Below are 22,959 nucleotides of genomic sequence, written 5' to 3' on the forward strand. Positions count from 1 at the left end.
TTACTTCTGCAGTTCGGTCCAGATCTTGGTGTAAAGTTCCTGCGTCTCTGGCGCGCACATCTGCTGCAGTTCGCCAAGCGGCTTGGCGTCGGCCGGAATGACGACTTCCGGCGCGTCCTTCATGTCGGCCGGCATGTACTTGTCCGAACCGGCGATGGCATTGGCGTAACGATGGAAGGCCGAGAGGCCGGCCGCGTTTTCCGGATCCATGATGAAGTTCTGGAACAGCTTGGCGTTCTCGACATTCTTGGCCTCTTTCAGGACGACGACGTTGTCGCTCCACAGGCCATAGCCTTCCTTCGGGTAGTTGAAGTGGATGGCCGGGTTGGCGAGGCGCTGACGCAAAGCCGAGCCATTCCAGTCGCTGGTTGCCTTGAAGTCGCCGGCGCCCATCTTCTCAATAGTGTTGTATTCCATGGCGATCCAGTTCGGCTTGGCCGCCACCAGCAGGTCACGTACTTTCTTCAGCACCGTCTTGTCGTTGGTGCATTGCTGGCCGCCGACATACTTGATCGCGGCGAACATCACGTCGCCCATCTCCGGTACGACGTTGACCTTACCCTTCAACTCGTCGGGCGTGTTGAAGATGATGCCCCACGTGTTGGCCGGGCCCTTGTAGGCGTCGGTATTGACGACGACGCCGATAGTGCCCCAGGCCCACGGAACCGTGTATTTGCGGCCCGGATCGAACTCAGGATTGGCCCATTCCGGCGCCACGTTCTTGAAGTTCTCCATCTTGCCTGGATCGGTTTCCTGAACGAGGCCTTCCTTGATCCAGATCGGCACGTAGGTCTGCGAAGGCACGGCGATGTCGAAACCGGTGCCGCCCTGGCGCACCTTGGCAAGCGCGGTGTCGTTGGAATCGTAGTCGGTGATGGTCACCTTGACGTTGTATTTGGCTTCGAACTTCTTGATCACGTCGGGGCTGGTGTAATTGCCCCAATTGTAGATGTTGAGCACGCCGTCGGCGCGGGCAAGGCCCGTCGAAGCGAGCAACGCCAACCCCATGGCGGACGCCGTTGTCTTCCAGTTCATCGTTTTAACTCCCATTATCGGTTTCAGTCTCGTTTCCTGCTGACAAAGAAAAACAACGTGACGATCGCGACCGAAAGCAGCAGGAAGGCGGTCGATATCGCGTTGATCTCGGGTGTGATGCCGCGGCGGATCTGGCCGAGCATGTAGGTGGGCAGCGTGTCCTGGCCGCCCGACTTGACGAATTCGGTGATGACGACGTCATCGAGCGAGATGACGAAAGCCAGCATCAGGCCGGCGAGGATGCCGGGCCACAAAAGCGGCAGCGTGATGCGGCGGAAGGTCTTCCACGGCGTCGCATAGAGGTCGGCGGCGGCGCGTTCCAGCGTCAGGTCCATATTCTCCAGCCGCGCCCGGATCGGCAGGTAGGCAAACGGGATGCAGAACGCCGTATGCGCGGCGATCAGGTAGCCAAGGCCGGAATAGCCGGTGAAGATCTTGATGCGCGAGAAGAAGATCAGCAGCGCCACGCCGGTGACGATTTCGGGCACCATCAGCGGCTGGTTGATGGCCGCGTATTTGAAGGTCAGCCCGGGATAGGGCGGTGTGCGCGTGGTGGCGAGCGCGGCCATGGTGGCGAAGATGGTGGCAAGGGCCGCCGCTATGGCGCCGATCTGGAAGGAACGCATCGTCGCATCGATGACCTGCGTGTTCTGCCAGGCCGACTGGAACCATTTGAGCGAAAACCCGCCCCATTCCGAGGTCGAGCTCGCCGCGTTGAAGGCGTAGATGACCAGCACGATGATCGGCAAATAGAGCACGACGAAACAGGTTGCCGCGATGGCGGTGAAGCCAGGCTGGTGCTTGATGGAGAAATTGCTAGCCATGACGCACCCCCGACTTGCCGGCGTTGCGCACATAGGCCAGCAGCGCCACCATGACGATTATCATGACCGTGATCGACAGCGCCGAGCCAAGCGGCCAGTTGCGGCCCTGTCCGAACTGCAATTCGATCAGGTTGGACAGCATCATGTTCTTGCCGCCGCCAAGCACGCTCGGCGTCACATAGGCGCCAAGGGCCGGAATGAAGACCAGGATGGAGCCGGCGATGACCCCGGGTTTGACCAGCGGGAAAATGATCTTGCGCAGCACCTTGAAGCGCGTCGCGTAGAGATCGTAGCCAGCCTCGACCAGCCGGAAATCGAGTTTTTCCATGCTTGCATAGATCGGCAGCACCATCAGCGGCAGGTAGACATAGGCCATGCCGATCAGGATCGCCGTGTCGGTGTAGAGGATCTGCACCGGCGCCGAGACGATGCCGAGCTTCAGAAGGATGGTATTGACGATGCCTTCGTTGCGGATGATCTGCAGCACCGCGAAGGTACGGATAAGGAGGTTGGTCCAGAACGGAATGGTGATCAGGAATAGCCAGAGATCCCTGGTCTTTTCACTGCGCGTCGCCATGAAATAGGCGGTCGGGAAGCCGAGCGCCAAAGTCGCCAGCGTCGTCACCACCGCGAGCTTGATCGAGCGCAGGAAGATGGTGACGTGGGCGGCCGCGAGCGACAGCGTGTCGTCGAAAATGTCGCGTTCCATGAACACCGACACCCAGGCTTCCGGCGAAAATTGCCACTTCACGTCGCCATAGGCGCCGGGCGTCAGGAACGAATAGACGAGCACGATCAGCAACGGGCCGGTCGCGGCGAGCAGAATGACCAGCAGCGCCGGCGCTGACAGCAACCAGCGGTCGCGGACGTCGCGCCGCTCCGCTGCCTTGGCGACTTCTTCGGCGGTGGCCATCAGTCCCTCAGCACTTGCGCGGCGTCGTTGCCGATCAGGATGCCGACCTTGTCGCCGCGCTCGAAACCGCAGCCGGCGCTGCGCGTGTTCTGCTGGCGCACGGTGAAGGCTTCGCCGCTGTCGAGCTGGACATGGATATGCGTGTCGGTGCCGAAATAGACGATGTTGTCGACCCTGCCCGCCAGGTCGCCCTTGCTCTTGGTCAGCTTGGCATGCTCCGGCCTCACCACCACGGTGGCGTTGTCCTTCGGCTGGAAACCTTCGGCGACGGTCGCCTCGATGGTGGTGCCGGATTTGAGCGTCGCGCGCGCCTTGCCGTTGCCGGTGCCCGATATGGCCGCGGTGAGAAAGTTGGTCTCGCCGATGAAGTCGGCGACGAAGCGTTCGGCAGGCTTGTCGTAGATATCCCAGGGCGAGCCGACCTGCAGGATCTTGCCCGACGACATCACGGCGATGCGGTCCGACATCGTCAGCGCTTCTTCCTGGTCATGGGTGACGAAGATGAAGGTTATGCCGGTCTCGTGCTGCAGCCGCTTCAACTCGATTTGCATCTCCTTGCGCAGCTTGTAGTCGAGGGCGGAGAGCGGTTCGTCGAGCAGCAGCACCTTCGGTTGCGGCGCGAGCGCCCGGGCCAGCGCCACGCGCTGCTGCTGGCCGCCGGAAATCTGGCCGGTGCGCCGGCCCGCCAGCGCCTCCATCTTGACCAGCTTCAGCATCTCGGCAACGCGCGCCTTGATCTGCGCCTTGGGCTTGCCCAGCATCTCCAGGCCGAAGCCGATATTGTCTGCCACCGTCATGTGCGGGAACAGCGCATAGGACTGGAAGACGGTGTTGACCGGCCGCTTGAAGGGCGGCAATGGCGCGATGTCCTGGCCGTAAAGCAGGATTTCGCCGGCGGTTGGAAAGTCGAAGCCGGCGATCAGCCGCAGCAAGGTGGTCTTGCCGCAGCCGGATGGTCCCAGCAGTGTGAAGAATTCGTTTTCGCGGATGGATACCGAGACTTTGTCGAGGGCAGCGACCTGCCCCTCACCCGATCCGAAAATTTTGCTGACGTTTACTACTTCAATCGCATTCCGATCCGGTTTGTCCGGCACGATTACGCCTCACTGTTGACCCCGCTCTTGCTGGCGGAGCTTTTCCCCTGTTGGATGTGACCACACGGCCGATGGGTTGGCAAGTCCGGCATTGAATCACAGTTCAGTCGGTCATTTCAGTCCGCCATTTCAGCAGGCAAGCCGCATGCCATGTCAGGCCTGGTAGGTGACTTTGCCGCCGCAGATCGTTGTTACCGGGCGCACCTTGTGCAGGTCGGCCGGCATAGTCTTTTCGATGTCGGCCGACAAAACCACCAGATCGGCCATATAGCCCGGCTTCAGCGTGCCCTTGCGGTGCTCGGCGAATTCGGCATAGGCGCCCTCGACCGTGTAGGCGGCAAGCGATTCACGCAGCGAGAAGCTCTGGTCCGGATCGCTTGATGCCCATGGTTTGCGCATCGCTGCCGCCTGGATGCCCAGGATCGGATCGATCGGCGACACCGGCCAGTCCGACGCGAACACGACATGCGCGCCGGCATTCTTCAGGGTGCGCCAGGCATAGCTCAGCGGCCAGCGCGCCGGCCCGATGCGCGACACAGTCGGCTCCAGCGGAAAATCCATGGCGCCGGGCGGATGCGGCGGCTGCATCGAAGCGATGGCGCCGAGTTCGGCGAAACGCGGCACATCAGATGCGCCGATGACCTCTATATGTTCGACACGATGCCGGCTGTCGCGCCTGCCATTGGCCTTTTGCGCCGCCTCGTAGCCGTTGAGGACGGCGCGCACCGCGCCGTCGCCGATCGAATGCACGGCGATCTGCAGGCCGCGCCTGTCGACGGCGACGGCGAGATCGATGAATTGCTGGGGCGTGAACAGTGGTTCACCCACCCAGTCGGGACGGTCGGCATAGGGCTCGATCATGACGGCCGTCCAGGAATCGAGCACGCCGTCGTAGAACACCTTGACCATGCCTGACGACAGCCACTCGCCATTGTAGCGCTCGGCCATCGCCGAGGCCTTGTCGAGTATGTCGAGCGTCATGAAATTCTTGTAGTGGAAGGGTATCTGCACCCGGCAGGACAGACCCTCCTCGGCCTCGATCTCGGCCAGCAATTCGAGCTGGTAGAGATTGCCGTCCATGTTCTGGATCGAGGTGATGCCGTGGCGCGCGCACCAGGCGAGCCCGCGCCGCATGATGTCGCGGTCGGCGGCGCGTTCTTCCGCCGATGGCATCGGGTCTGGCTCGCCGCCCGTCGCCAGCCCGAGCCGCACCCGGCCCTCGCCGGCAAGATCGAGCACCGGGCCGAAAGCCTCGCCCTCGCGCAGTTCGCCATTGGCCAGGCCGTCGTCGCCCATGACGATCTCATTGCCGGGGCCAAGCGTGCGCCCATTCAGGATGCCAGCCAAGTCCAGCGCCTTGGTGTTGGCCCACATCGTATGGTGGTCGGGCGCGGCCATGATGAAGGGCCGGTCCGGCAGGATCGCATCGAGATGATGGCGCGTCACTCGCTCGTCGTCGAGCACGGTGTAGTCGACGCCCTGTCCGACCAGCATCTTGGCATCGGGGTGCGTCGACGCGTAGTCGCGGATCGCCTTTTGCAGCGCCTCGAAACCGTGGACGCCCGACAACTGGAGATGGGCAAGCTCGGCCGCGCCTGAAAACAGATGCATGTGGGCTTCGATGAAACCCGGGATCACCGAACCGCCCCTGGCGTCGATGACCCTGGTGGCCGGCCCCTTGAACTCTTCGATGGAGGCGTGGCTGCCGAGAGCGACGATGGCGCCATCCTTGACGGCAACGGCTTCGGCGGTCGGATTGTCATCGTCCATGGTCAACACACGACCATTGATGACGATCAGATCCGCCTTGTGACCCGCACCCGTGACAGACATCGCGACTCCGCGCTTTTGACTGAGACCGACAACCACTGCCCACGAGCTGCCGCTCCGCGGGAGGGGCGATGGGGAAAGATGATGCCGGCGCGCTGTCTTCGAAATTCCCCTTGTTATCCCCAAGGCAGCGTGGATAAAAGAATGCGACTAATCATTCGCGTTTGTCAACATGCGGAATTTGCAATGTATTGTGGACAACACTCTGCGCCGATGTTGGGACTGGGCGGGGAACGAGGACGTCAAGCCGTGAAGCGCAGTCTCGATCGCAAAACCAGGATAGCGCTCGAACCGCGCAAGCAGCCGCGCCAACAACGGTCGAGCAAGGTGGTGGACCGGATTCTCGACGCGGCGCTGATCCTGACCCGCGAGCAAGGGACAAGGACGCCGACGACGCTCGCCATAGCGCAGCGCGCGGGCCTGTCGGTCGGTTCGGTGTACCAATACTTTCCCAACAAGGAAGCCATTCTCCTGGACCTCGCCCGGCGCTGGCTGTCATCCTTTCCCGAAGTGATCGCGAGGCGCATCAGGGTCGATCCGCCCACCAACCGCGAGGAGTTTCGGCGGGAGGTGCGCAGGCTCTTCACCGATACCTCCAGGCTTTATCTCGACAATGCCAGCCTGATGCCGGTGATCGAGGCTATTTCAGGCAACGCCGACCTGAGACCGATCCAGAACGAGTATGACGACCAGATCATCGCCCTCTATGCGGCATGGCTGCGGCACGTGAACCCGGCTCTCGAAGACAAGGTCGCCAACCGGCTCGGCGTGCTGATGATGGAGGTCGGACACGCCTGCCGTCTTGTCGGCCTGAAAAGGGATCGCCGGACATACGACCTCATCGAGGACGATGTCGAAACCATGTGGCTCGCTCTGGTGACCCCCTACCTCAACCTTGACTGATTTCGCATTTCGAGAGGAATTTTATGAAGACTGTCTATTCGCCGCTTCACGCCGGCCACGCCGGCCAGATGGAACTGGTCACATCGGCGATCGTGCCGGGTTTCGAAAAACCCTCGCGCGCCGAGTTCATCAAGGCGCGGGTCGACAGCGAGAAACTCGGGCCGATCATCGCGCCGGCCGAGCATGATCTTGCCGCCGCCAAGCGCATCCACAGGGCCGACTACGTCGATTTCCTGCCGACGGTCTGGCCGCAATGGATCGCCGAGGGCCACACAGGCACAGCCATGCCCTTCACCTGGCCGACACGCGGCCTGCGCGGCGACGTGCCGCCCAAGCGCGTCGACGCCCTGCTCGGCTATTATTCCTTCGACGGCGGCGCCACCTTCGTCGAAGGAACATGGGATGCGATCAAGTCCTCCTACGACGTCGCGCTGACCGCCGCGGGCCTGGTCAAGGCCGGCGAAGCCTCCGCCTTCGCGCTCTGCCGTCCGCCCGGCCACCATGCCGGAGCCGGCTTCATGGGCGGCTATTGCTACATCAACAACGCGGCCGTTGCCGCGCAATGGTTCCGCGACCAGGGGGCCGGCCGCATCTCGATCCTCGATGTCGACTATCATCACGGCAACGGCACACAGGAGATCTTCTACGACCGCGCCGACGTGCAGGTCCTCAATTTGCACGGCGACCCGATGGTCGAATATCCGTTCTTCCTCGGCCATGCCGACGAGCGTGGCGCCGGCGCGGGCGAAGGTTTCAACATCAACTATCCCATGCCGTTCGGCACCGGCTGGGACGCCTGGAGCGCCTCGCTGGAAGACGCCTGCGCCAGGCTCGCCGCCTACGCGCCAGACGTCGTCATCGTCTCGCTCGGCGTCGACACGTTCGAGAAGGATCCTATCAGCCAGTTCAAGCTGAAGTCGTCGGACTATCCCATGATCGGCCGCCGCATCGCCAGGCTCGGCCTGCCGACGCTGTTCGTCATGGAAGGCGGCTACGCCGTCGAGGAAATCGGCATCAATGCCGTCGGCGTGCTGACCGGCTTCGAGGGCCGGTGACACCGGCTGCCCGAAGCGCGGCAGCTTTCAGGGAAACACGAAAAAGGGCGGCGTCAGCCGCTCTTTGACATCCTCTAGCCCGTTGGTGGGCGCGACCGAAACAGCCCCGGCCGAGAAGACTGGCTTGCACGGCTCGAACATTTTCACGCACCGAAACGCGCGAAAATCGGCCCCTGAGTCGCAGCTTGAGTCCACTCGATTCGATTTTGTCAAATCGCGTTTGATGTCAGATTCATCTACGGGTAGATTAGACCCGAATCAGCCGGTCCTCGGGGGGCGCGGCGACCACCCAAAGTCTCAAGTGCCGGAATTTTCTGGCGCCAGACGCGGACGGCTTCGCGTTCCCTGAATGGATTCCGTCTGATCGGGCGCGACCCCGCGCTTGTGTGTGTCTCGTAAATGTAACGCGTTTTCAGGTTCGGCGGCTGGCTCTCCAGCATCCGGACATCAGCATCGATTCCGGCCAAAAACAGCAATGAGCAGTCCCGCCGCGCTTCTTCAATCCGACACATTGGGCTCGCGCCTGACGTCGCGCGGCGATCTCACCAGCTTTTTCATGGAGTTGACCGCCGAGATCGGTGCCGACAGCTATATGCTGGTCGCCATCGTCCACGATCAGGACCGCAACGACGCGCGCATCGTCTCGTCCAACTGGATTTTCGACGCCATCGAACTGATCGGCAAGCGGCTGATCGCTGGCCTTGCCCAGGGCGCGCTCACCGTTGCGCCGGGCATGCGTCCAAGGCCGCTGGTGTCGGCGCAGGCACCACAGGCCGAGGGGCTGGTCTCCGGCGAAGAGGCACGTCTGCTCGACGTGCTCGGCCATGCCGAAATCTATTCGCTCAGGCTGAATGTCGGCCGCCAACGCCTGTTCGCGCTGTTCTCGGCGGCAGCCGCCGGTCGGATCGACCAACCGGCGCTGATGAAGGCGCAGTTGAAGTGCTGCTACGCGCTCTCGCATATTCCGCAACTGATCGCCGCCGCCGCCATGCAGGATCCGCTGTCGGACCGCGAGCGCGAATGCCTGTTCTGGGTCTCGGAAGGCAAGACCACGGACGAGGTTGCCGTCATCCTTGGCGTGTCCTCCAACACCGTCAACAGCTACATCACCCACGCCATCCAGAAATTCGCGGCCAGCAACCGCGCGATGGCCATCGCCACGGCGATCAGGAGCGGCATCATTTGAAACAGGCCGACGTCAAGCAGGCCGCCGAGGCCCTTTTTAACGACCAGCGCAATCCGTTCGGTGCCTTCTCGCTCGGCTCCGAAACGCATCACGCCGTGACCATTCCCGATGCTGTGCGGCGCTGCCGGTGGATCGCCGTCGACATCAATGCCTCGGCCTTCGGCCTGTTCTTCGTCAGCCCGTCGCTCGAGCGGGCGCGGCTGGTGCCGTGCTTCGATTCCGACTATCCCGGCATATCGGTGGCGACCAAGTTCATCTCGGGCGCCAATGGCGAGGAGATCGTGCGCCATAGCAGGATCTCGACCGAACCGCGCTGGTGGACGGATGACGGTGTGGCGGCCATGAGCGAGATGTTCGGCGGCCTTGCTTGGACCGAGCAGATGGCGCCGCTGGCGCCCGGCAGCAGCGGCATCGCCTTTCCCGTCCACGCCGATCGCGGCCAATGCGGCCTCGTCGTCTTTCTCGGCTCGGAGATCGCCCTGCCGCAGGACGCGCTCTATGAAATCCACGCCCGTTGCTTTTCGCTGTTCGCCGCTGTCGCCCGCATGCGGCCGGGCGATGTCGGCAAGACGCGCGCGATCTCCAAGCGCGAGCTCGAATGCCTGAAGCTAACCGCCAACGGCAATACCAGCGAGGAGATAGCGCGGCTGCTGAAACTGTCGGTGCATACCGCCAACCAGTATCTCACCCAGTCGACCCAGAAGCTCAACGCCGTCAACCGCAACCAGGCGGTCGCCAAGGCGCTGCGGCTCGGCCTGATCGAATAGTTAGAACGCCAGCGGCTCGACCTTGCGGATACGCGCCTGTTCGACCACCGCCTCGAGCAGGGCGGTGTTGTGCTCGGGGTCCTCGCCGGGCTTTTCGAACGACACGTAGTTGACCGCGACCGAGGCGCCTTTTTCGCTCAGCGTCAGCTGGAAATAGACCGTGACGCCGGGCGGCCGAAGCTCGAGATCGAGCACGATGCGCGGGCTGCCGCTCCAGTCGACATGCGCCTCGCCGCCATGGCCGAGCCTCAGCGTGCCCGGCTTGAAGAACAGTTCCGCCGCGGAATCGACCAGGTCCGACAGGCAGGCGAAATGCTCCAGCCGGATGAAGGCGATATAATCGGCGACATCGATCAGCCTGAGCTCCGCCACGACTTGCTCGATGGCGCTGGCGACGATGATCTCGCGGGAGTTGGCGTGCGGTTGGCGGTTCATGAAATCTGTCTGCGCTCAGCCTTTTTCGAGTAGACGATCCGCACCAGTTCGGCGACGGCCTGGTAGAATTGCGACGGGATCACACTATCGACCGAAACTTGCTTGTACATGGAGCGGGCGAGCGCCACGTCCTCGAAGATCGGGATGTTGTGCTCGCGCGCGATTTCGCGGATCTTGAGCGCCACCAGATCCTGCCCCTTGGCCAGCACCAGCGGTGCCGAATCCTCGTCGCGCACATATTTAAGCGCGATCGAGAAGTGCGTTGGATTGGCGATGATCAACGTCGCGCGCGGCACCGCCGTCATCATCCGCTTGCGAGCGCGGTCGCGCGCCAGCGAGCGCAGCCGCGACTTAACGATCGGGTCACCCTCGGACTGCTTGAACTCGTCCTTGACCTCCTGCTTGCTCATGCGCAGGTCCTGCTTCCAGTGGAAGCGCGACCAGACGATGTCGATCGCCGCGATCAGGCCCATGACGAAGACGATCGCCACCAGTATGTCGACCGCGATGCCGCGGATGACGAGGCCGAAGGCGACGGGATTGGTGATCATGCCGGCGAGCAGCTTGCGGTGATCCTCGGACAGCGTGAAGGCGAGCACGACGATGGCGAAGCCCACCTTGCCGAGCGCCTTCAGGAACTCGACCCAGCCCTGCACCCCGAACAGCCTGTTCCAGCCCTTGACGATCGAGATGCGCGACAGCTGCGGCCTGATGCGTTCGCCGACGAACTGCGGCATGTTCTGGAACACCGAGGCGCCGATGCCGGCGATGGTCAGGAGCACCAGCAGGCTGAGGATGGCACGGCCCACCTCCAGCATGACGATCTTGTAGAGCGCGATGACGTCGGTCTCGGTGTCCATCGGCCAGGCTTCCGGCTTCTCCAGGAACATCGACAGGAACATGCCGAGATCGACAATGGCATCCTTGGCGTAGAAGACGGTGAACACCAGTATGGCGACGAAGGAGGCCAGGAGCGCGGTCTCCCTCGAATGGGGCAGCTTGCCCTGTTCGATGGTGTCGCGGATCTTCTTTTCCGTCGCTTCTTCGGTTTTGGAATCCTTGTCGACCGCCTCTGCCATGATCCGGCCTTAGGCGGCGGCGTTCTGGGTCGCGGGAAGCTCGAACGCGCCTTCGCGCGCCAGCCGGATTGTCGTCGTCACGATCGTCTTGCGCGCCGCCATGATGTCGGCGAGGGGAACCCCTTCGGATCCTTGTCCGAGTTCGGCTTCGATCATGCGCCGCGAGCGCGCGCCGATCGCCGACAGCGCCGCTTCGGCAAGGATCGCCGAAGTGCCGCGCAGCGCCAGCGTGACCAGTTCGGTCGACAGCCCATCGAATAGAAGCACGCGCGCTTTCTGGGTAAGCAGCGGCAAATCGTCAAAGGCGAACAGCCGAGCCCGGACGCCGTCGAGATCGGGCGTGCCGGCGGCCTCCAGGTCCTGCATGACCTCCTCGAGCAGCGGCTTGTCCAATTCGTTGAGAACGCTGGCGACGCGCGCCTGTCCGGCCGATGTATCCTTGGTCGCGGTTTCCGCCAGCACGCTGGTGCGCAGCCGGTTTTCGACGATCCTGCTGGCGGCGTCGGGAACATTGGCCATCGTCACCATGCGCTTGATGATCTCGCCGCGCGTCGGCTTGCTCAACGTCAACAGCACGCTCGCCGCCGCCTGCGGCGCCAGCTTCGACAGCACCATGGCCGCAGTCTGCGGATGTTCACCGGCCAGGAAAGTACCAAGCCGCACCGGCTCGAGCTTCTCGAGCTCGGGCCAGATCGGCGGCGGACCTTCCGGCGCAACCTCGAATTTCTTGTCACCCATGATCGCGCTCATCTCTTCGGGTGACAGCGATTCATTGAGGATGGTGTCCATCCTGTCGGCGGAATCGAGCAGTCCCGCCCCTTCGGTGAACTCCGCCTCGAACTCGGCGACGATGCGCTCGAGATCGCCTTGCGGAATGGTCCTGAGCAGCCGGGCGCCCTCGATAAGCGCCTTCAATTCCTCCTGCTTGAAGAATTTCAAGAGGCGGCTGGCCGACGGCTTGCCCATCGCCACCAGTATGGCGGCCGCCTTCTGCGGACGCGTCAGGGAAAGGGACGTCGTCATGCCTTTCGCTCCCGCTGTCGCCGGCAAGACCCGCGGCGCATCTTCACGCGCCCTTCGTGCCGGCGATGATTTCGGTCAGCCTGATGCCGAAGCGCGACGGGTCGCTTTCGAGCACGGTGATCTCGCCGCGCGCTATTCTGCGGCCGTTGACCACCACGTCGACCGGTTCGCCGATGCGGCGGTTGAGCGCCACCGTGGAGCCCTTCTGCAGCGCCATCAGGTCGGACACCGGCATCTCGGTGCTGCCGAGGATGATCTGGACGTCGACGGGGATGTTCATGATGACGCTCGAATTGGCAGCGGACGCGGCCTTGAACGCAATATCGGGGCGCTGTTCCTCTTCATGCAGAACCCCGCGCAATTCCTCGATGGCGCGGTCGAGCTGCTCGTCCGGTTGGTCGATTTCGGCTTCTGCCTTGGTCTTGGCCATGCATCGTCTCCAAAAGCTCAGGCGTGCCCGGCACCAGCCGGCATGAGCCCGTCGATAAAATCCTGTCCGGCATCATAGGGATGCTTGATCCGGACGGTGTAATTCTGTCCCAGCTTGCCGAACTCGCATACGAACAGCGTCTTGCCGCGCGCGCCGAGACGCGCTTGCGATTGCGCCGTTTCCTCGAATTCGATGATCTGGCCAATTTCGAAATCGGCAAGATCGCCGAGCGTCAGTCGGGCCAGCGGCATGGTCGCCTCGAGCGCTACCGTGGAGCGCATCACTTCTTCCGAAAAGCGCGCGCGCCAGCTGGCGCCCTGATCGTTCTCGCCGCCGGCAGCAGCGCTGTCTCGGCTGGCCAGCACGACACGCTGCGGCATCGTCACCGTGACGGTGCCGCTGTCGGCCGGCGTCGAGATGCCGAAGACGATGCGGATTGCAGCGCCGTCGCGCAACACGTGTCGTTTGGCTTCGGTGCCCGACATCGCCCGCGGCACTGGCAGGCGCAGGTCGAGCGACCGTCGTCCCGATCCGTTCAGTGCCTGCGCGACCTGCTGGAACATCATGGTCGAAACATCGACCTCGATCTGCGACAGATCACGCTCTATCGGCGATGCCGGCATCTCCGGGTCGCCGCCGAACAGCGTGCAAAGCGTGACCGCGATCGCCGGCGCATCGATCACCAGGGTCATGGCATCGGAGGACGTGGCTGACGCAACGATGGTCATGGCAAACGTATCGCCGGCACGGGAGCGGGCCTCCGCGACGCGGCTGACCTCGACCCCCCTGAGATCGACGGTGACCGGAACTCCAAGCTCACTGGTCAGGCTCTTCTGCAGCAGCGGCGCAGCGCGCTCTGCCATGCCCCGGCCGGCGCCGATGACCTGGGCGGCCTCGCCGCTGTCGCCGACCAGGCGCTCGATGATCAGGGAGCGCGCTTGTGAGGGACTGCCGGGACTGGTCATGACAATGTCGGCACCGATCTGTCGCGCATCGCTCAGGCGGCCCTTTTCTCGGCGGAGCCGGTGTTCATCGTGCTCTGCTCGACGGCGTCGATGGTCGGCCGTTCATAGGACGATATGGTCTTGCGGCCGAACTCGATCGCCACCTGCGGCAGGGCGCCGTTCATATAGGCGAGCAACGTCTGCTTGACGATGATGTAGAGCCGGTTCTTCTTCTCGCGCACCGTCTTGATCTTGGTGGCGACGGGCCCGACCACCGCGTAAGACAGGAAGATGCCGAGGAAGGTACCGACGAGGGCGGCGCCGATCAGGCCGCCAAGGATTTCCGGCGACTGGTCGAGCGCGCCCATCGCCTTGACCACGCCGAGCACGGCGGCGACGATCCCGAGCGCCGGCAGGCCGTCGCCGACCGCCACCAGCGCGTGGTAGGCTTTCATCTTGTCGGACTTGATGGTCTGGATTTCCTCATCCATCAGCGCCTCGATCTCGTGCGAACGGGCGTTGCCGATGATGATGATCCGGCAATAGTCGCAGATGAAATGCGTCAGGTCGTGGTTCTTCAGCACGGTGGGGAATGCCTGGAAGATCGCCGATTCCTCGGGATTGTCGATATGCGCCTCGACCTCGCTGCGCGACTTCGAACGCAGTTCACGCATCAGGCTGTGCAGCACGCCGAGCGTTTCCAGATAATCCTGCTCCTTCGGCACGGCCTGCTTGAAGGCTTCGAGGATGCCCCTGCCGGTGTCCTTGACCGTTTTCATCGGATTGGCGACGAGGAAGGTGCCGAGTGCGGCGCCGCAGATGACCACCGCTTCCCAGGGCTGCATCAGCACATGCAGATGCCCGCCCATGGCCATGAAGCCGCCAAGGACGCAGCCGAGCGTCACCACCAGTCCAATCAGAATGCCCACGAGAGGTCCTTCCGCATTTCAAGTCAGGTGCAAGGGATAGTCCCCGTGCCTTGTGTGAGGCTTGAATCGGAGCGGCATCGAGCCGATCGGCGCGATTCAGTTTCGCGCAAGGAAGTGAGTCTATTGTGCTGGCATAGCTTCGGCCGGAGGCGCGTCCTTGCTCAGTACCTATACCAGCTACCAGTTGATCACCAGGGACATCGACAAGTCGATCGACCGCATCGAAAAGCAGCCGGCGGTCGATCGCGACACCAAATATTATCTGGACAACATCACCAAGGTGAAATCGATCGACGATTTCGTCAACAATGACCGTTTGTTCAAATATGCCATGAAGGCCTACGGCCTGGAGGACATGGCTTACGCCAAGGCGTTCATGGTCAAGGCGCTCAAGGAAGGCGTTTCCGACCCCGACAGTTTCGCCAACAAGCTGACCGACAAGCGCTACGCCGAATTTGTCAGCGCCTTCAACTTCGCAGCCAACGGCGCCAATACCACGGTTTACAACAAGGCGCAGCAGCTGGTGACCGGCAACTATGCGCTGCAAGTCCAGATCGGCGCCTCGCAGGCGGGCTTCTCTTACTATCAGAGCGAAACCGCCTATTATGTCACCAACATCTCCAAGGTTAAGTCGATCGACGACCTGATGGGCGACAGCCGCCTGCTGACATACGCGATGGCCGCATTCGGGCTCGACGCCGAAACCGAACCGGCCGCAACGGTCAGGGCGATGCTCGAAGGTGGCGTCAGCGATACCAACAGTCCCGCCAACAAGCTGACCGACAAGAGTTACGCCAACTTCGTCTCGGCGTTCGACTTCGCCCAGTATGGCGATCAGACGACCACGCGCGACAACGTCCAGCAGGCGGTGCCTAAGGGCTACATGGCCGGAGCCGGGCTGACGTTGGTCAAGCCGAGCGCGCAGTACGTCAAGGGCGAGGCCGACTACTACGCGGCAAACATTTCCAAGGTGAAGTCGATTGACGACCTCATGGCGGACAAGCGCCTGCTTACATTCGCCATGGCGTCCTATGGACTGGATGCGTCAACCGAAACCCCGCGGCAGATCCGCGCCATGCTCGAGGGCGGCGTGAGCGATCCCAACAGCCCTGCAAACAAGCTGACCGATAAACGATACGCCAACTTCGTCACGGCCTTCGATTTTGCCCAATATGGCGATCAGACGACCACGCGCGACGCAGTGCTGAAAGATACGCCGAAAATCTACACGACAGGGTCGGCGCTTGGCCTGATCAAGCCAAATGCGGACTACATCAAGTCGGAGACCGCATATTATCTGGCCAACATCACGAACGTGAAATCCATCGACGATCTGATGGCCAACAGCCGCTTGTACAATTATGCCCTCTCGGCCTACGCGCTCGATCCGGCGACAGAGAGGAAGGATCTCATCCGCAGCGTTCTGGCCGGTGGCGTCCGCGACCCCGACAGCGTCGCCAACAAGATGACCAACAAAGCCTATGCCGGGCTCGCCTCCGCCTTCAACTTCGAACAATACGGCGAAGCGGCCACCACGACCAATCCGGCACAGCAGCCGACCGTCGACAAATACATGCGCCAGACGCTGGAGGAGGATGCCGGCCAAACCAACGAGGGCGTACGGCTGGCGCTCTATTTCCAGCGCAAGGCGCCTGATATCACCAGCTGGTACGATGTGCTCGCCGACACCGCTCTTGCCAGCGTGGTGCGCACAGTGCTCGGCTTGCCCGATTCCTTCGCCACCGCCGACGTCGACAAGCAGGCGCAGCTGTTCGAGCAGAAGCTCGACATTTCCGATTTCTCCGACCCCGAAAAGCTCGGCAAGTTCCTGACCCGCTTCACCTCCATGTACGAGATCAACCACCCGACCTCGTCAGCCGTGTCGTCGATCAGCGTGCTCTTCGCCAAGCCGGTCACGGCGGGGATCTCCACCGACCTGATGATGGCCATGCAGAAGTTGAAGTTCTGACCATGCGGGACAGTCTCTACGTCGCCCTTTCCTCGCAGATCGCGCTCGAGCGTCGGCTCGACACGATCGCCGACAATGTCGCCAACGCCTCGACCGTCGGCTTTCGCGCCACCGGCGTGAAGTTCGAGGACGTGGTGTCCGGCACCGGGCCGAAATCCGTGTCCTTCGCCTCCTCGGGCAAGACCTACCTTTCCGGCGCCCATGGCTCCCTGACCGAGACCGGCAATCCGTTCGATTTCGCCATACAGGGCGACGCCTGGTTCGCCATCGAGACGCCGGTCGGCACCATCATGACCCGCGATGGCCGCTTCTCGATGAACGAGAATGGCGAGCTGATGTCGGTCGAGGGCCATCCCGTGCTCGACGCCGGCGGCGCACCGATCCAGCTCGACCCCCGCAACGGCCCGCCCAAGGCCGGAGCCGACGGATCGTTGCGCCAGAACGATCAGCTGGTAGGCTCCATCGGCCTGTACAATTTCGATCCGGGTGAGAATTTCGTGCGCTACGGCAATTCCGGCATCGTGCCGGCGCGCACGCCCGAGCCGGTGACCGATCGCGCCGATATCGGCGTCGCCCAGGGCTTCGTCGAGGAATCCAACGTCAATCCGGTGTTGGAGATGACGCGGCTGATCATGGTCCAGCGCGCCTTCGAGAACACCGCCGCCCTGATGCGGCAGACTGATTCCTCAACCGACGAGGCGATCAAGACGCTCGGCTCGAAGTAGCATGTCGCTCGACCAGCCAACCCTGCGCGCACCCGAAAGACTGCCCCAGCCAACGCCGGAAGACCGGCTTGCCGCGCTGGAGCGGATATGGCGGCGCTTCAGCGATGCCGAGGGACTGCTCAAACGCGGCGGCCTCGTCACCGAAGTCACATCGACGCATTACAAGGTGCGCGGCCTTTCGGATTTCGCCAGGCTGGGCGATCTTGTCGAACAGCGCGGCCATGCCGGCACGCGCCGCGGCGAGATCGTCAAGATCAGCCGCGACGAGATTGTCGTGGCCCCCTTCGAACGCAGTGCCGATGCCGGCATAGGCGACGCCGTTTTCCGTCGCGGTCCGCTCGCGGTGGCGCCGCATGCCTCGTGGCGCGGCCGCACGATCGACGCGCTCACAAGGGCGATCGACGGCGGTCCGCCATTGGTCAGGGGCGACGGCATGTCGGCCGCCGCCGCAACGCCGGGCGCCATGGCGCGCCAGCGCGTCGGCACCGCCTTCATGACCGGGGTCAAGATCATCGACATTTTCACGCCGCTCTGTTTCGGCCAGCGCATGGGCGTCTTTGCCGGTTCCGGTGTCGGCAAGTCGACGCTGCTGGCCATGCTCGCCGGCGCAGACGCCTTCGACACCGTGGTCGTGGCGCTGATCGGCGAACGCGGCCGCGAGGTCCGCGAATTCCTCGAGGACACGATCGGCGACAGCATGGCCAAGACCGTAGCCGTCGTCGCCACCAGCGACGAAAGCGCCATGATGCGCCGGCGGGCGCCGGACACCGCGATGCGTGTCGCCGAACATTTTCGCGACCAGGGCCACCGCGTGCTTCTGGTGCTGGATTCGATCACCCGCTTTGCCCACGCCCTGCGCGAAGTTGCGACGGGAACGGGTGAGCCGCCGGTCGCGCGCGGCTATCCCGCTTCGGTTTTCACCGAGCTGCCGAAGCTGCTCGAACGCGCCGGGCCGGGAGTGGAAGGGAAAGGATCGATCACCGCGATCATTTCCGTGCTGGTCGACGGCGACGACCACAACGATCCAGTGGCCGATTCCGTGCGCGGCATCCTTGACGGCCATGTCGTGCTCGACCGCGCGATCGCCGAACAGGGCCGCTATCCGCCGGTCAATCCGCTGTCGTCCATATCACGCCTGGCCGGCAAGGCCTGGAGCGTCGAGCAGCGCGCGCTGGTGACGCGGCTGAAGTCGATGATCTCCCGCTTCGAGGACACGCGCGACATCCGCCTGCTCGGCGCCTACCAGGGCGGCGCCGACGTGGAACTCGATATGGCGGTGCGCCAGGTACCCCTGATCTACGAAGCGCTGATGCAATCGCCGAAGGACCGCCCGTCCGCTGATCCGTTCTCCGATCTCGCCCGCCATCTCAAGGGAAAGCAGAATGCCGAACAAGGGGACTGAGCTCCAGCATACCGAGCGTATCCTGCGCGAAATGATCGCTGAGGCGAAAGCCGAAGAAGAGATCGAAGCCAGCCGCAACTCGGCCATCGACGGGCTCTTCGCCGCGCCGCAATGGCCGCAGCCGCCCAAGACCGCGTTTCCCAGGCTGGGCAAGAAGGCCGGCCGGCGCAGCGATTTCGTCATCGCCGCGCTCGGCATCACGCTCGGCCTGATCTGCGCGCTGTTCCCCTGGTATATCTTCTTCAATCAGGAACAGTTCGGCGTCCAGGCAATCAAGTTCGGCGGCACCGGCACCAATTCTGGACGCGAGGGCGGCGGCGTGGTTGCCGAGCGCAGCGCGCCGCTGACGGCCAAGGACGTTCCGAATGCCAATATCGACCTGCTTGCCACCGGAACCGTGCAGGACGATCCCAGCGCCGCCCCGGCACCAGATGACCAGCCCTTTCCGGCCGACGTCACCAAATTCCGCATGGTCCACGTCGCCAATGGCCGCGCCATGATCGAGGACGACACCGGGCTGTGGATGGTCCAGCGCGGCTCGATACTGCCGGATTCCAACAAGGTGTCGTCGATCGAGCAACGCAACGGCAAATGGGTGATGGTCACCAGCGCCAACCAGGTGATCGAGCTTTCCAGATAAGTTCGCCGCGCTTGCCGGTTGCGTCCGCCCGCAAGGTCCGCGCAAGACTGGCGGCTTAGTCTTTGGGCACACGCCCGGAGATTCCCATGGAGCCCGTTTCTCTTTTCGATCTCGCCGCCAAGCAGGCGCAATGGCTGGCCGTGCGTCAGTCGGCGGTCGCCGGCAACATCGCCAACGCCAACACGCCGGGCTATACGGCAAACGATGTCGAGCCGTTCGAAAAGGTGCTCGACCGCGCGGCGGTGTCGTTGCAGACGACACAGGCCGGACACCTCGGCAGCGCCGCGACCAATGCCGGTTTCGCGATCAAGCCACAGGAAGACGACGGCGTCGTCATGCCGTCCAAAAACACCGTCGTGCTCGAGGACCAGCTTCTCAAGGCCGGTGAGGTGCGCCGCTCCTTCGAGCTCAACACGGCAATCGTCAAGGCATTCCATTCGATGATGATGATGGCGGTGAAGAGCTGACCATGGACGCGCTCACAGCAGCCCTCAAAGTAGCAGCCTCCGGCCTCGGCGCCCAGTCGGAGCGGCTGCGCGTGGTTTCCGAAAACCTCGCCAATGCCCAGTCGACCGGCACCACCCCCGGCTCCGACCCCTATCGCCGCAAGACCATCAGCTTCGTCTCGGAGCTCGACCGGACCACTGGCAGCTCAACGGTCGAAGTGAACTCGATCGACCGCGATCCCAGCGATTTTCCCGTGGAATTCCAGCCCGGCAACGAGGCCGCCGACGACAAGGGCTACGTCAAGATGCCCAACGTCAACGTGCTGATCGAAATGGCCGACATGACCGAGGCCAACCGCTCCTACGAGGCCAACCTGCAAGTCGTGAAGCAGGCGCGCGATCTCATTTCAATGACCATCGACCTGATGAGGAACCAATGATCGTGAACGGCATCGGCGCGCTAAACCTGAAGCCTGGACTTGGCGACACGGCGACTGAGCTGCTTCAGGGCGGCGTTGCGCCCGCGAGCGCAGGCAACCTCGGCACCTCCTTCGCCGAGGCGCTGAGCCAGGCGGCCACAAAGACCGTCAACACGCTGCAGAACGCCGAGCAGGTCTCGGTCCAGGCGCTCAAGGGCGACGCCGACACCCGCCAGGTCGTCGATGCCGTGATGAGCGCCCAGCAGGCGCTGCAGACCGCCGTCGCCATCCGCGACAAGGTCGTTTCGGCCTATCTCGAAGTCAGCCGCATGGGCATCTGAGGAGTTCGGCCATGAAAGCACTCGCCATCGCCGCCACCGGCATGAACGCCCAGCAGACCAATCTGGAAGTCATCGCCAACAATATCGCCAACATCAACACCACCGGCTACAAGCGGGCGCGGGCCGAATTCTCCGACCTGCTCTACCAGGTCGACCGCACGCAAGGCGTGCCCAACCGCTCCAACGCTTCGCTGGTGCCGGAAGGCGTCTCGATCGGCCTCGGCGTCAAGACCACCGCCGTGCGCAACGTCCACACCCAGGGCGAACTGACCAGCACCGGCAACAGTTTCGACATGGCGCTCACCGGCAGGGGCTGGTTCCAGATCGAAGGCGCCGACGGCGGCACGCTCTACACCCGCGCCGGCGCCTTCAACACCAACGCCACAGGCCAGCTGGTGACGGTGGACGGCGCCAGCGTCATTCCAGCGATCAACGTCCCGGTCGACGCCGTCGAGGTCATCGTCAACAAGACGGGCCAGGTCTTCGCCCGCATCGATGGCCAGACCGACCTGCAGAATCTCGGCCAGCTCCAGATCGTCAACTTCGCCAACGAAGCGGGACTGGCGCCGCTCGGCGACAATCTGTTCCAGGAAACGACCGCCTCTGGCCCGGCCAATGCCGGCGTGCCCGGCGATCCCGGCTTCGCCACCATCCAGCAAGGCTATCTCGAGGCCTCCAACGTCGACCCGGTCAAGGAAATTACCGAACTGATCTCGGCGCAGCGCGCTTATGAGATGAATTCCAAGGTCATCCAGGCCGCCGACGACATGGCCTCGGTCGTCTCCAAGAACATCAGGTAACGACAATGGCCGGTCCGGTCTCCTGCTCCGCGTTCCGCCGCACCGCGCTCGTCCTTGCGCTGGTGACCGGCGGCATGCCGGCTTTCGCGCAGGACGCGGCCAACCGGTCGGCAACGCAGATCGCCAGCAGCCAGCCTGCCGGCGAGGTCGTGCTGATCCCAAACCGGGTCATTTATCCCGGCGAGACCATCGAGCTCGCGGCCCTCAAGCAGGTGACCCTCATCCCCGGCAAGCACAAGCCCGACGCGGTGGCCACCCTTGCCGAGGAACTCCAGGGCAAGATCGCCAAGCGCACGCTGCTGCCCGGCCGCTACATCCCCGCCGCCGCCATTCGCGACGCCTGGCTGGTCGAGCAGGGCGCAGCCGTGCAGGTCTTCTTCATCGCCGGCGGATTGACGATATCGGCCACCGCCGTGACCTTGCAGCCAGGCTCGGCCGGCGATCTCATCAAGGTTCGCAACAGCGACAGCGGGAAAATTCTCTCCGGCACGGTGATGGCCGACGGAACCATCCAGGTCAGCGCTTCATGATGCGTCCGCTTGCTCTTCTGCTTGCAGCCGCGCTCGGCCTGCAGCCTGCCTTGGCCGACGGCCTCACGCCCAAGGCCAAGCGCGAACTCGCCGCCAGGAATGGCGGCGTCTATGACGATCCTGAATATGATCCGGCCACCACCACGCGCATGTTCCGCGTCTCGCCCGGGCCAAGCTCGCTGCCGCCGGGCCAGGTCGCCTCGCGCATCAAGGACATCGCGCAGCTGCAGAGTTCGCGCGACAACCAGCTCGTCGGCTACGGCCTGGTCATCGGCCTCGCCGGATCGGGCGACAGCTTGCGCAACTCGCCGTTCACCGAACAGTCGATCCGCGCCATGCTGGAGAATCTCGGCATCGCCACCGAAGGCGGCAGAGCGCGCGCCAAGAACGTCGCCGCCGTCATCGTCACCGCCAACATGCCGCCCTACGTACAGTCGGGCGCGCGCATCGACATCGACGTCTCCTCGATGGGCGACGCCACCTCGCTCGCCGGCGGCACGCTGATCATGACGCCGCTGAAGGCGGCGGACGGCGAAATCTATGCCGTCGGCCAGGGCGCGGTCATCGTTTCGGGCTTCACCGCCCAGGGTCAGGCCGAGCAGTTGACGCAAGGCGTCCCGACCGCGGGCCGCGTGCCGAACGGCGCCATCATCGAGCGTGCCGTGAAGGCCGAGTTCGATGACCAGCCGATACTGACGCTGCAGCTGCGCAATCCCGATTTCTCGACCGCCATTCGCATCGCCGACGCGATCAATGACTACACCAGCCAGCGCTTCGGCATGCGCGTGGCGGCCGAGCGCGATTCCCGCACCGTGCAAATCAGACGGCCGAAAAGCGTATCGGCGGCCCGCTTCTACGCCGAGATCGAGAACCTCGTGGTCGAATCCGATACGCCGGCCCGCGTCGTCATCGATGAGCGCACCGGCACCATAGTCATCGGCAACGACGTCAAGATCTCACGCGTGGCCATCAGCCACGGCACGCTGACGGTGCGCATCACCGAAGCGCCGCGCGTCGTGCAGCCCGAACCATTCTCCAAGGGCGAAACCGCCGTCGAGCCGTTCACCGCCATCGACGCCAGCCGGCCCGACGCGCGCGTCGCCGTGCTCGACGGCCCGGACCTGCAAACCCTTGTTTCCGGCCTCAACCGCCTCGGCGTGAAGCCCGACGGCATCATTGCCATCCTGCAAGGCATCAAGTCGGCCGGCGCCCTGCAAGCCGATCTGGTTCTCCAATAGGC

25 protein-coding genes are annotated in these 22,959 nt (G+C 63.5%); 14 read left to right on the forward strand and 11 right to left on the reverse strand.

Annotation, left to right across the window (positions count from 1 at the left end; all coding sequences use genetic code 11):
- The 5 genes from FJ986_RS24165 to FJ986_RS24185 all read right to left on the reverse strand — a co-directional run bounded on the left by FJ986_RS24165 (position 1) and on the right by FJ986_RS24185 (position 5,699).
- Positions 1–1,035, reverse strand: a complete 1,035-nt coding sequence (locus tag FJ986_RS24165; RefSeq protein ID WP_140496193.1) for an extracellular solute-binding protein — start codon at positions 1,033–1,035, stop codon at positions 1–3.
- Between the two features lie 23 nt (positions 1,036–1,058).
- Positions 1,059–1,859 carry an ABC transporter permease gene (locus FJ986_RS24170; protein ID WP_140496194.1) on the reverse strand — a complete coding sequence of 267 codons (801 nt, stop codon included), beginning with the start codon at positions 1,857–1,859 and terminating at the stop codon, positions 1,059–1,061.
- Positions 1,852–2,772 carry an ABC transporter permease gene (locus FJ986_RS24175; protein WP_140496195.1) on the reverse strand — a complete coding sequence of 307 codons (921 nt, stop codon included), beginning with the start codon at positions 2,770–2,772 and terminating at the stop codon, positions 1,852–1,854. The genes FJ986_RS24170 and FJ986_RS24175 overlap by 8 nt, the downstream gene beginning before the upstream one ends.
- Positions 2,772–3,866 (reverse strand): ABC transporter ATP-binding protein, encoded by a 1,095-nt coding sequence (locus FJ986_RS24180; protein WP_140496196.1) that lies wholly within the window; start codon positions 3,864–3,866, stop codon positions 2,772–2,774. The genes FJ986_RS24175 and FJ986_RS24180 overlap by 1 nt, the downstream gene beginning before the upstream one ends.
- Before the next feature lie 153 nt (positions 3,867–4,019).
- Positions 4,020–5,699 (reverse strand): amidohydrolase, encoded by a 1,680-nt coding sequence (locus tag FJ986_RS24185; RefSeq protein ID WP_140676046.1) that lies wholly within the window; start codon positions 5,697–5,699, stop codon positions 4,020–4,022.
- A 246-nt stretch (positions 5,700–5,945) separates the two neighbouring features.
- Here FJ986_RS24185 and FJ986_RS24190 point away from each other — a divergent pair, with 246 nt between their 5' ends.
- The 4 genes from FJ986_RS24190 (at position 5,946) to FJ986_RS24205 (ending at position 9,607) form a co-directional block, all read left to right on the forward strand.
- On the forward strand, positions 5,946–6,599 hold the full coding sequence (locus FJ986_RS24190) for a TetR/AcrR family transcriptional regulator (RefSeq protein ID WP_140496198.1): 654 nt from the start codon (positions 5,946–5,948) through the stop codon (positions 6,597–6,599).
- A gap of 23 nt (positions 6,600–6,622) precedes the next feature.
- Entirely contained in the window at positions 6,623–7,654 is a 1,032-nt protein-coding gene (locus FJ986_RS24195; protein ID WP_140632582.1) for a histone deacetylase family protein, read from the forward strand.
- Between the two features lie 475 nt (positions 7,655–8,129).
- Entirely contained in the window at positions 8,130–8,840 is a 711-nt protein-coding gene (locus FJ986_RS24200) for a helix-turn-helix transcriptional regulator (RefSeq protein ID WP_140496200.1), read from the forward strand.
- On the forward strand, positions 8,837–9,607 hold the full coding sequence (locus FJ986_RS24205) for a helix-turn-helix transcriptional regulator (protein WP_140513628.1): 771 nt from the start codon (positions 8,837–8,839) through the stop codon (positions 9,605–9,607). Before FJ986_RS24200 ends, FJ986_RS24205 begins: the two co-directional genes overlap by 4 nt.
- Here FJ986_RS24205 and FJ986_RS24210 read toward each other — a convergent pair whose 3' ends face one another.
- Genes FJ986_RS24210 through motA form a run of 6 tightly spaced genes read right to left on the reverse strand, consistent with a single transcriptional unit; the run spans position 9,608 to position 14,447 of the window.
- Positions 9,608–10,042, reverse strand: a complete 435-nt coding sequence (locus FJ986_RS24210) for a hypothetical protein (protein WP_140496202.1) — start codon at positions 10,040–10,042, stop codon at positions 9,608–9,610.
- Entirely contained in the window at positions 10,039–11,121 is a 1,083-nt protein-coding gene (gene flhB / locus FJ986_RS24215) for a flagellar biosynthesis protein FlhB (RefSeq protein WP_140522313.1), read from the reverse strand. Before flhB ends, FJ986_RS24210 begins: the two co-directional genes overlap by 4 nt.
- A 9-nt stretch (positions 11,122–11,130) precedes the next feature.
- Positions 11,131–12,144, reverse strand: coding sequence for a flagellar motor switch protein FliG (locus FJ986_RS24220; RefSeq protein ID WP_140496204.1), 1,014 nt, complete (start codon positions 12,142–12,144; stop codon positions 11,131–11,133).
- Between the two features lie 43 nt (positions 12,145–12,187).
- Positions 12,188–12,574, reverse strand: coding sequence for a flagellar motor switch protein FliN (gene fliN, locus FJ986_RS24225; RefSeq protein ID WP_140496205.1), 387 nt, complete (start codon positions 12,572–12,574; stop codon positions 12,188–12,190).
- Between the two features lie 17 nt (positions 12,575–12,591).
- On the reverse strand, positions 12,592–13,539 hold the full coding sequence (locus tag FJ986_RS24230; protein ID WP_140650227.1) for a FliM/FliN family flagellar motor switch protein: 948 nt from the start codon (positions 13,537–13,539) through the stop codon (positions 12,592–12,594).
- A gap of 32 nt (positions 13,540–13,571) precedes the next feature.
- The gene (motA, locus tag FJ986_RS24235) at positions 13,572–14,447 is read right to left on the reverse strand and encodes a flagellar motor stator protein MotA (RefSeq protein WP_140496207.1); all 876 of its coding nucleotides are present in this window, start codon (positions 14,445–14,447) and stop codon (positions 13,572–13,574) included.
- A 157-nt stretch (positions 14,448–14,604) separates the two neighbouring features.
- Here motA and FJ986_RS24240 point away from each other — a divergent pair, with 157 nt between their 5' ends.
- From FJ986_RS24240 to FJ986_RS24285, 10 genes are all read left to right on the forward strand, one after another.
- Positions 14,605–16,416 (forward strand): DUF1217 domain-containing protein, encoded by a 1,812-nt coding sequence (locus FJ986_RS24240; protein ID WP_140676049.1) that lies wholly within the window; start codon positions 14,605–14,607, stop codon positions 16,414–16,416.
- Between the two features lie 2 nt (positions 16,417–16,418).
- A complete protein-coding gene (flgF, locus tag FJ986_RS24245) occupies positions 16,419–17,141 on the forward strand; it encodes a flagellar basal-body rod protein FlgF (protein WP_140496209.1) in 723 nt (240 codons plus the stop codon).
- Position 17,142: 1 nt separating this feature from the next.
- Positions 17,143–18,543, forward strand: coding sequence for a flagellar protein export ATPase FliI (gene fliI, locus FJ986_RS24250; protein WP_140657408.1), 1,401 nt, complete (start codon positions 17,143–17,145; stop codon positions 18,541–18,543).
- Positions 18,524–19,183 carry a hypothetical protein gene (locus FJ986_RS24255; RefSeq protein WP_140522320.1) on the forward strand — a complete coding sequence of 220 codons (660 nt, stop codon included), beginning with the start codon at positions 18,524–18,526 and terminating at the stop codon, positions 19,181–19,183. The genes fliI and FJ986_RS24255 overlap by 20 nt, the downstream gene beginning before the upstream one ends.
- Positions 19,184–19,269: 86 nt before the next feature.
- Positions 19,270–19,650 carry a flagellar basal body rod protein FlgB gene (gene flgB / locus FJ986_RS24260; RefSeq protein ID WP_140496212.1) on the forward strand — a complete coding sequence of 127 codons (381 nt, stop codon included), beginning with the start codon at positions 19,270–19,272 and terminating at the stop codon, positions 19,648–19,650.
- 2 nt (positions 19,651–19,652) lie between these two features.
- Positions 19,653–20,069 carry a flagellar basal body rod protein FlgC gene (gene flgC, locus FJ986_RS24265; RefSeq protein WP_140496213.1) on the forward strand — a complete coding sequence of 139 codons (417 nt, stop codon included), beginning with the start codon at positions 19,653–19,655 and terminating at the stop codon, positions 20,067–20,069.
- Positions 20,066–20,389 (forward strand): flagellar hook-basal body complex protein FliE, encoded by a 324-nt coding sequence (locus tag FJ986_RS24270; RefSeq protein WP_181165227.1) that lies wholly within the window; start codon positions 20,066–20,068, stop codon positions 20,387–20,389. Before flgC ends, FJ986_RS24270 begins: the two co-directional genes overlap by 4 nt.
- Positions 20,390–20,400: 11 nt before the next feature.
- The gene (flgG, locus tag FJ986_RS24275; protein ID WP_140513636.1) at positions 20,401–21,189 is read left to right on the forward strand and encodes a flagellar basal-body rod protein FlgG; all 789 of its coding nucleotides are present in this window, start codon (positions 20,401–20,403) and stop codon (positions 21,187–21,189) included.
- A 5-nt stretch (positions 21,190–21,194) separates the two neighbouring features.
- Entirely contained in the window at positions 21,195–21,719 is a 525-nt protein-coding gene (gene flgA / locus FJ986_RS24280) for a flagellar basal body P-ring formation chaperone FlgA (protein ID WP_140496215.1), read from the forward strand.
- The gene (locus tag FJ986_RS24285; protein WP_140522322.1) at positions 21,716–22,957 is read left to right on the forward strand and encodes a flagellar basal body P-ring protein FlgI; all 1,242 of its coding nucleotides are present in this window, start codon (positions 21,716–21,718) and stop codon (positions 22,955–22,957) included. Before flgA ends, FJ986_RS24285 begins: the two co-directional genes overlap by 4 nt.
- Positions 22,958–22,959 lie beyond the last annotated feature (2 nt).

This window comes from Mesorhizobium sp. B1-1-1, from assembly GCF_006442955.1.
Classification (GTDB): domain Bacteria; phylum Pseudomonadota; class Alphaproteobacteria; order Rhizobiales; family Rhizobiaceae; genus Mesorhizobium.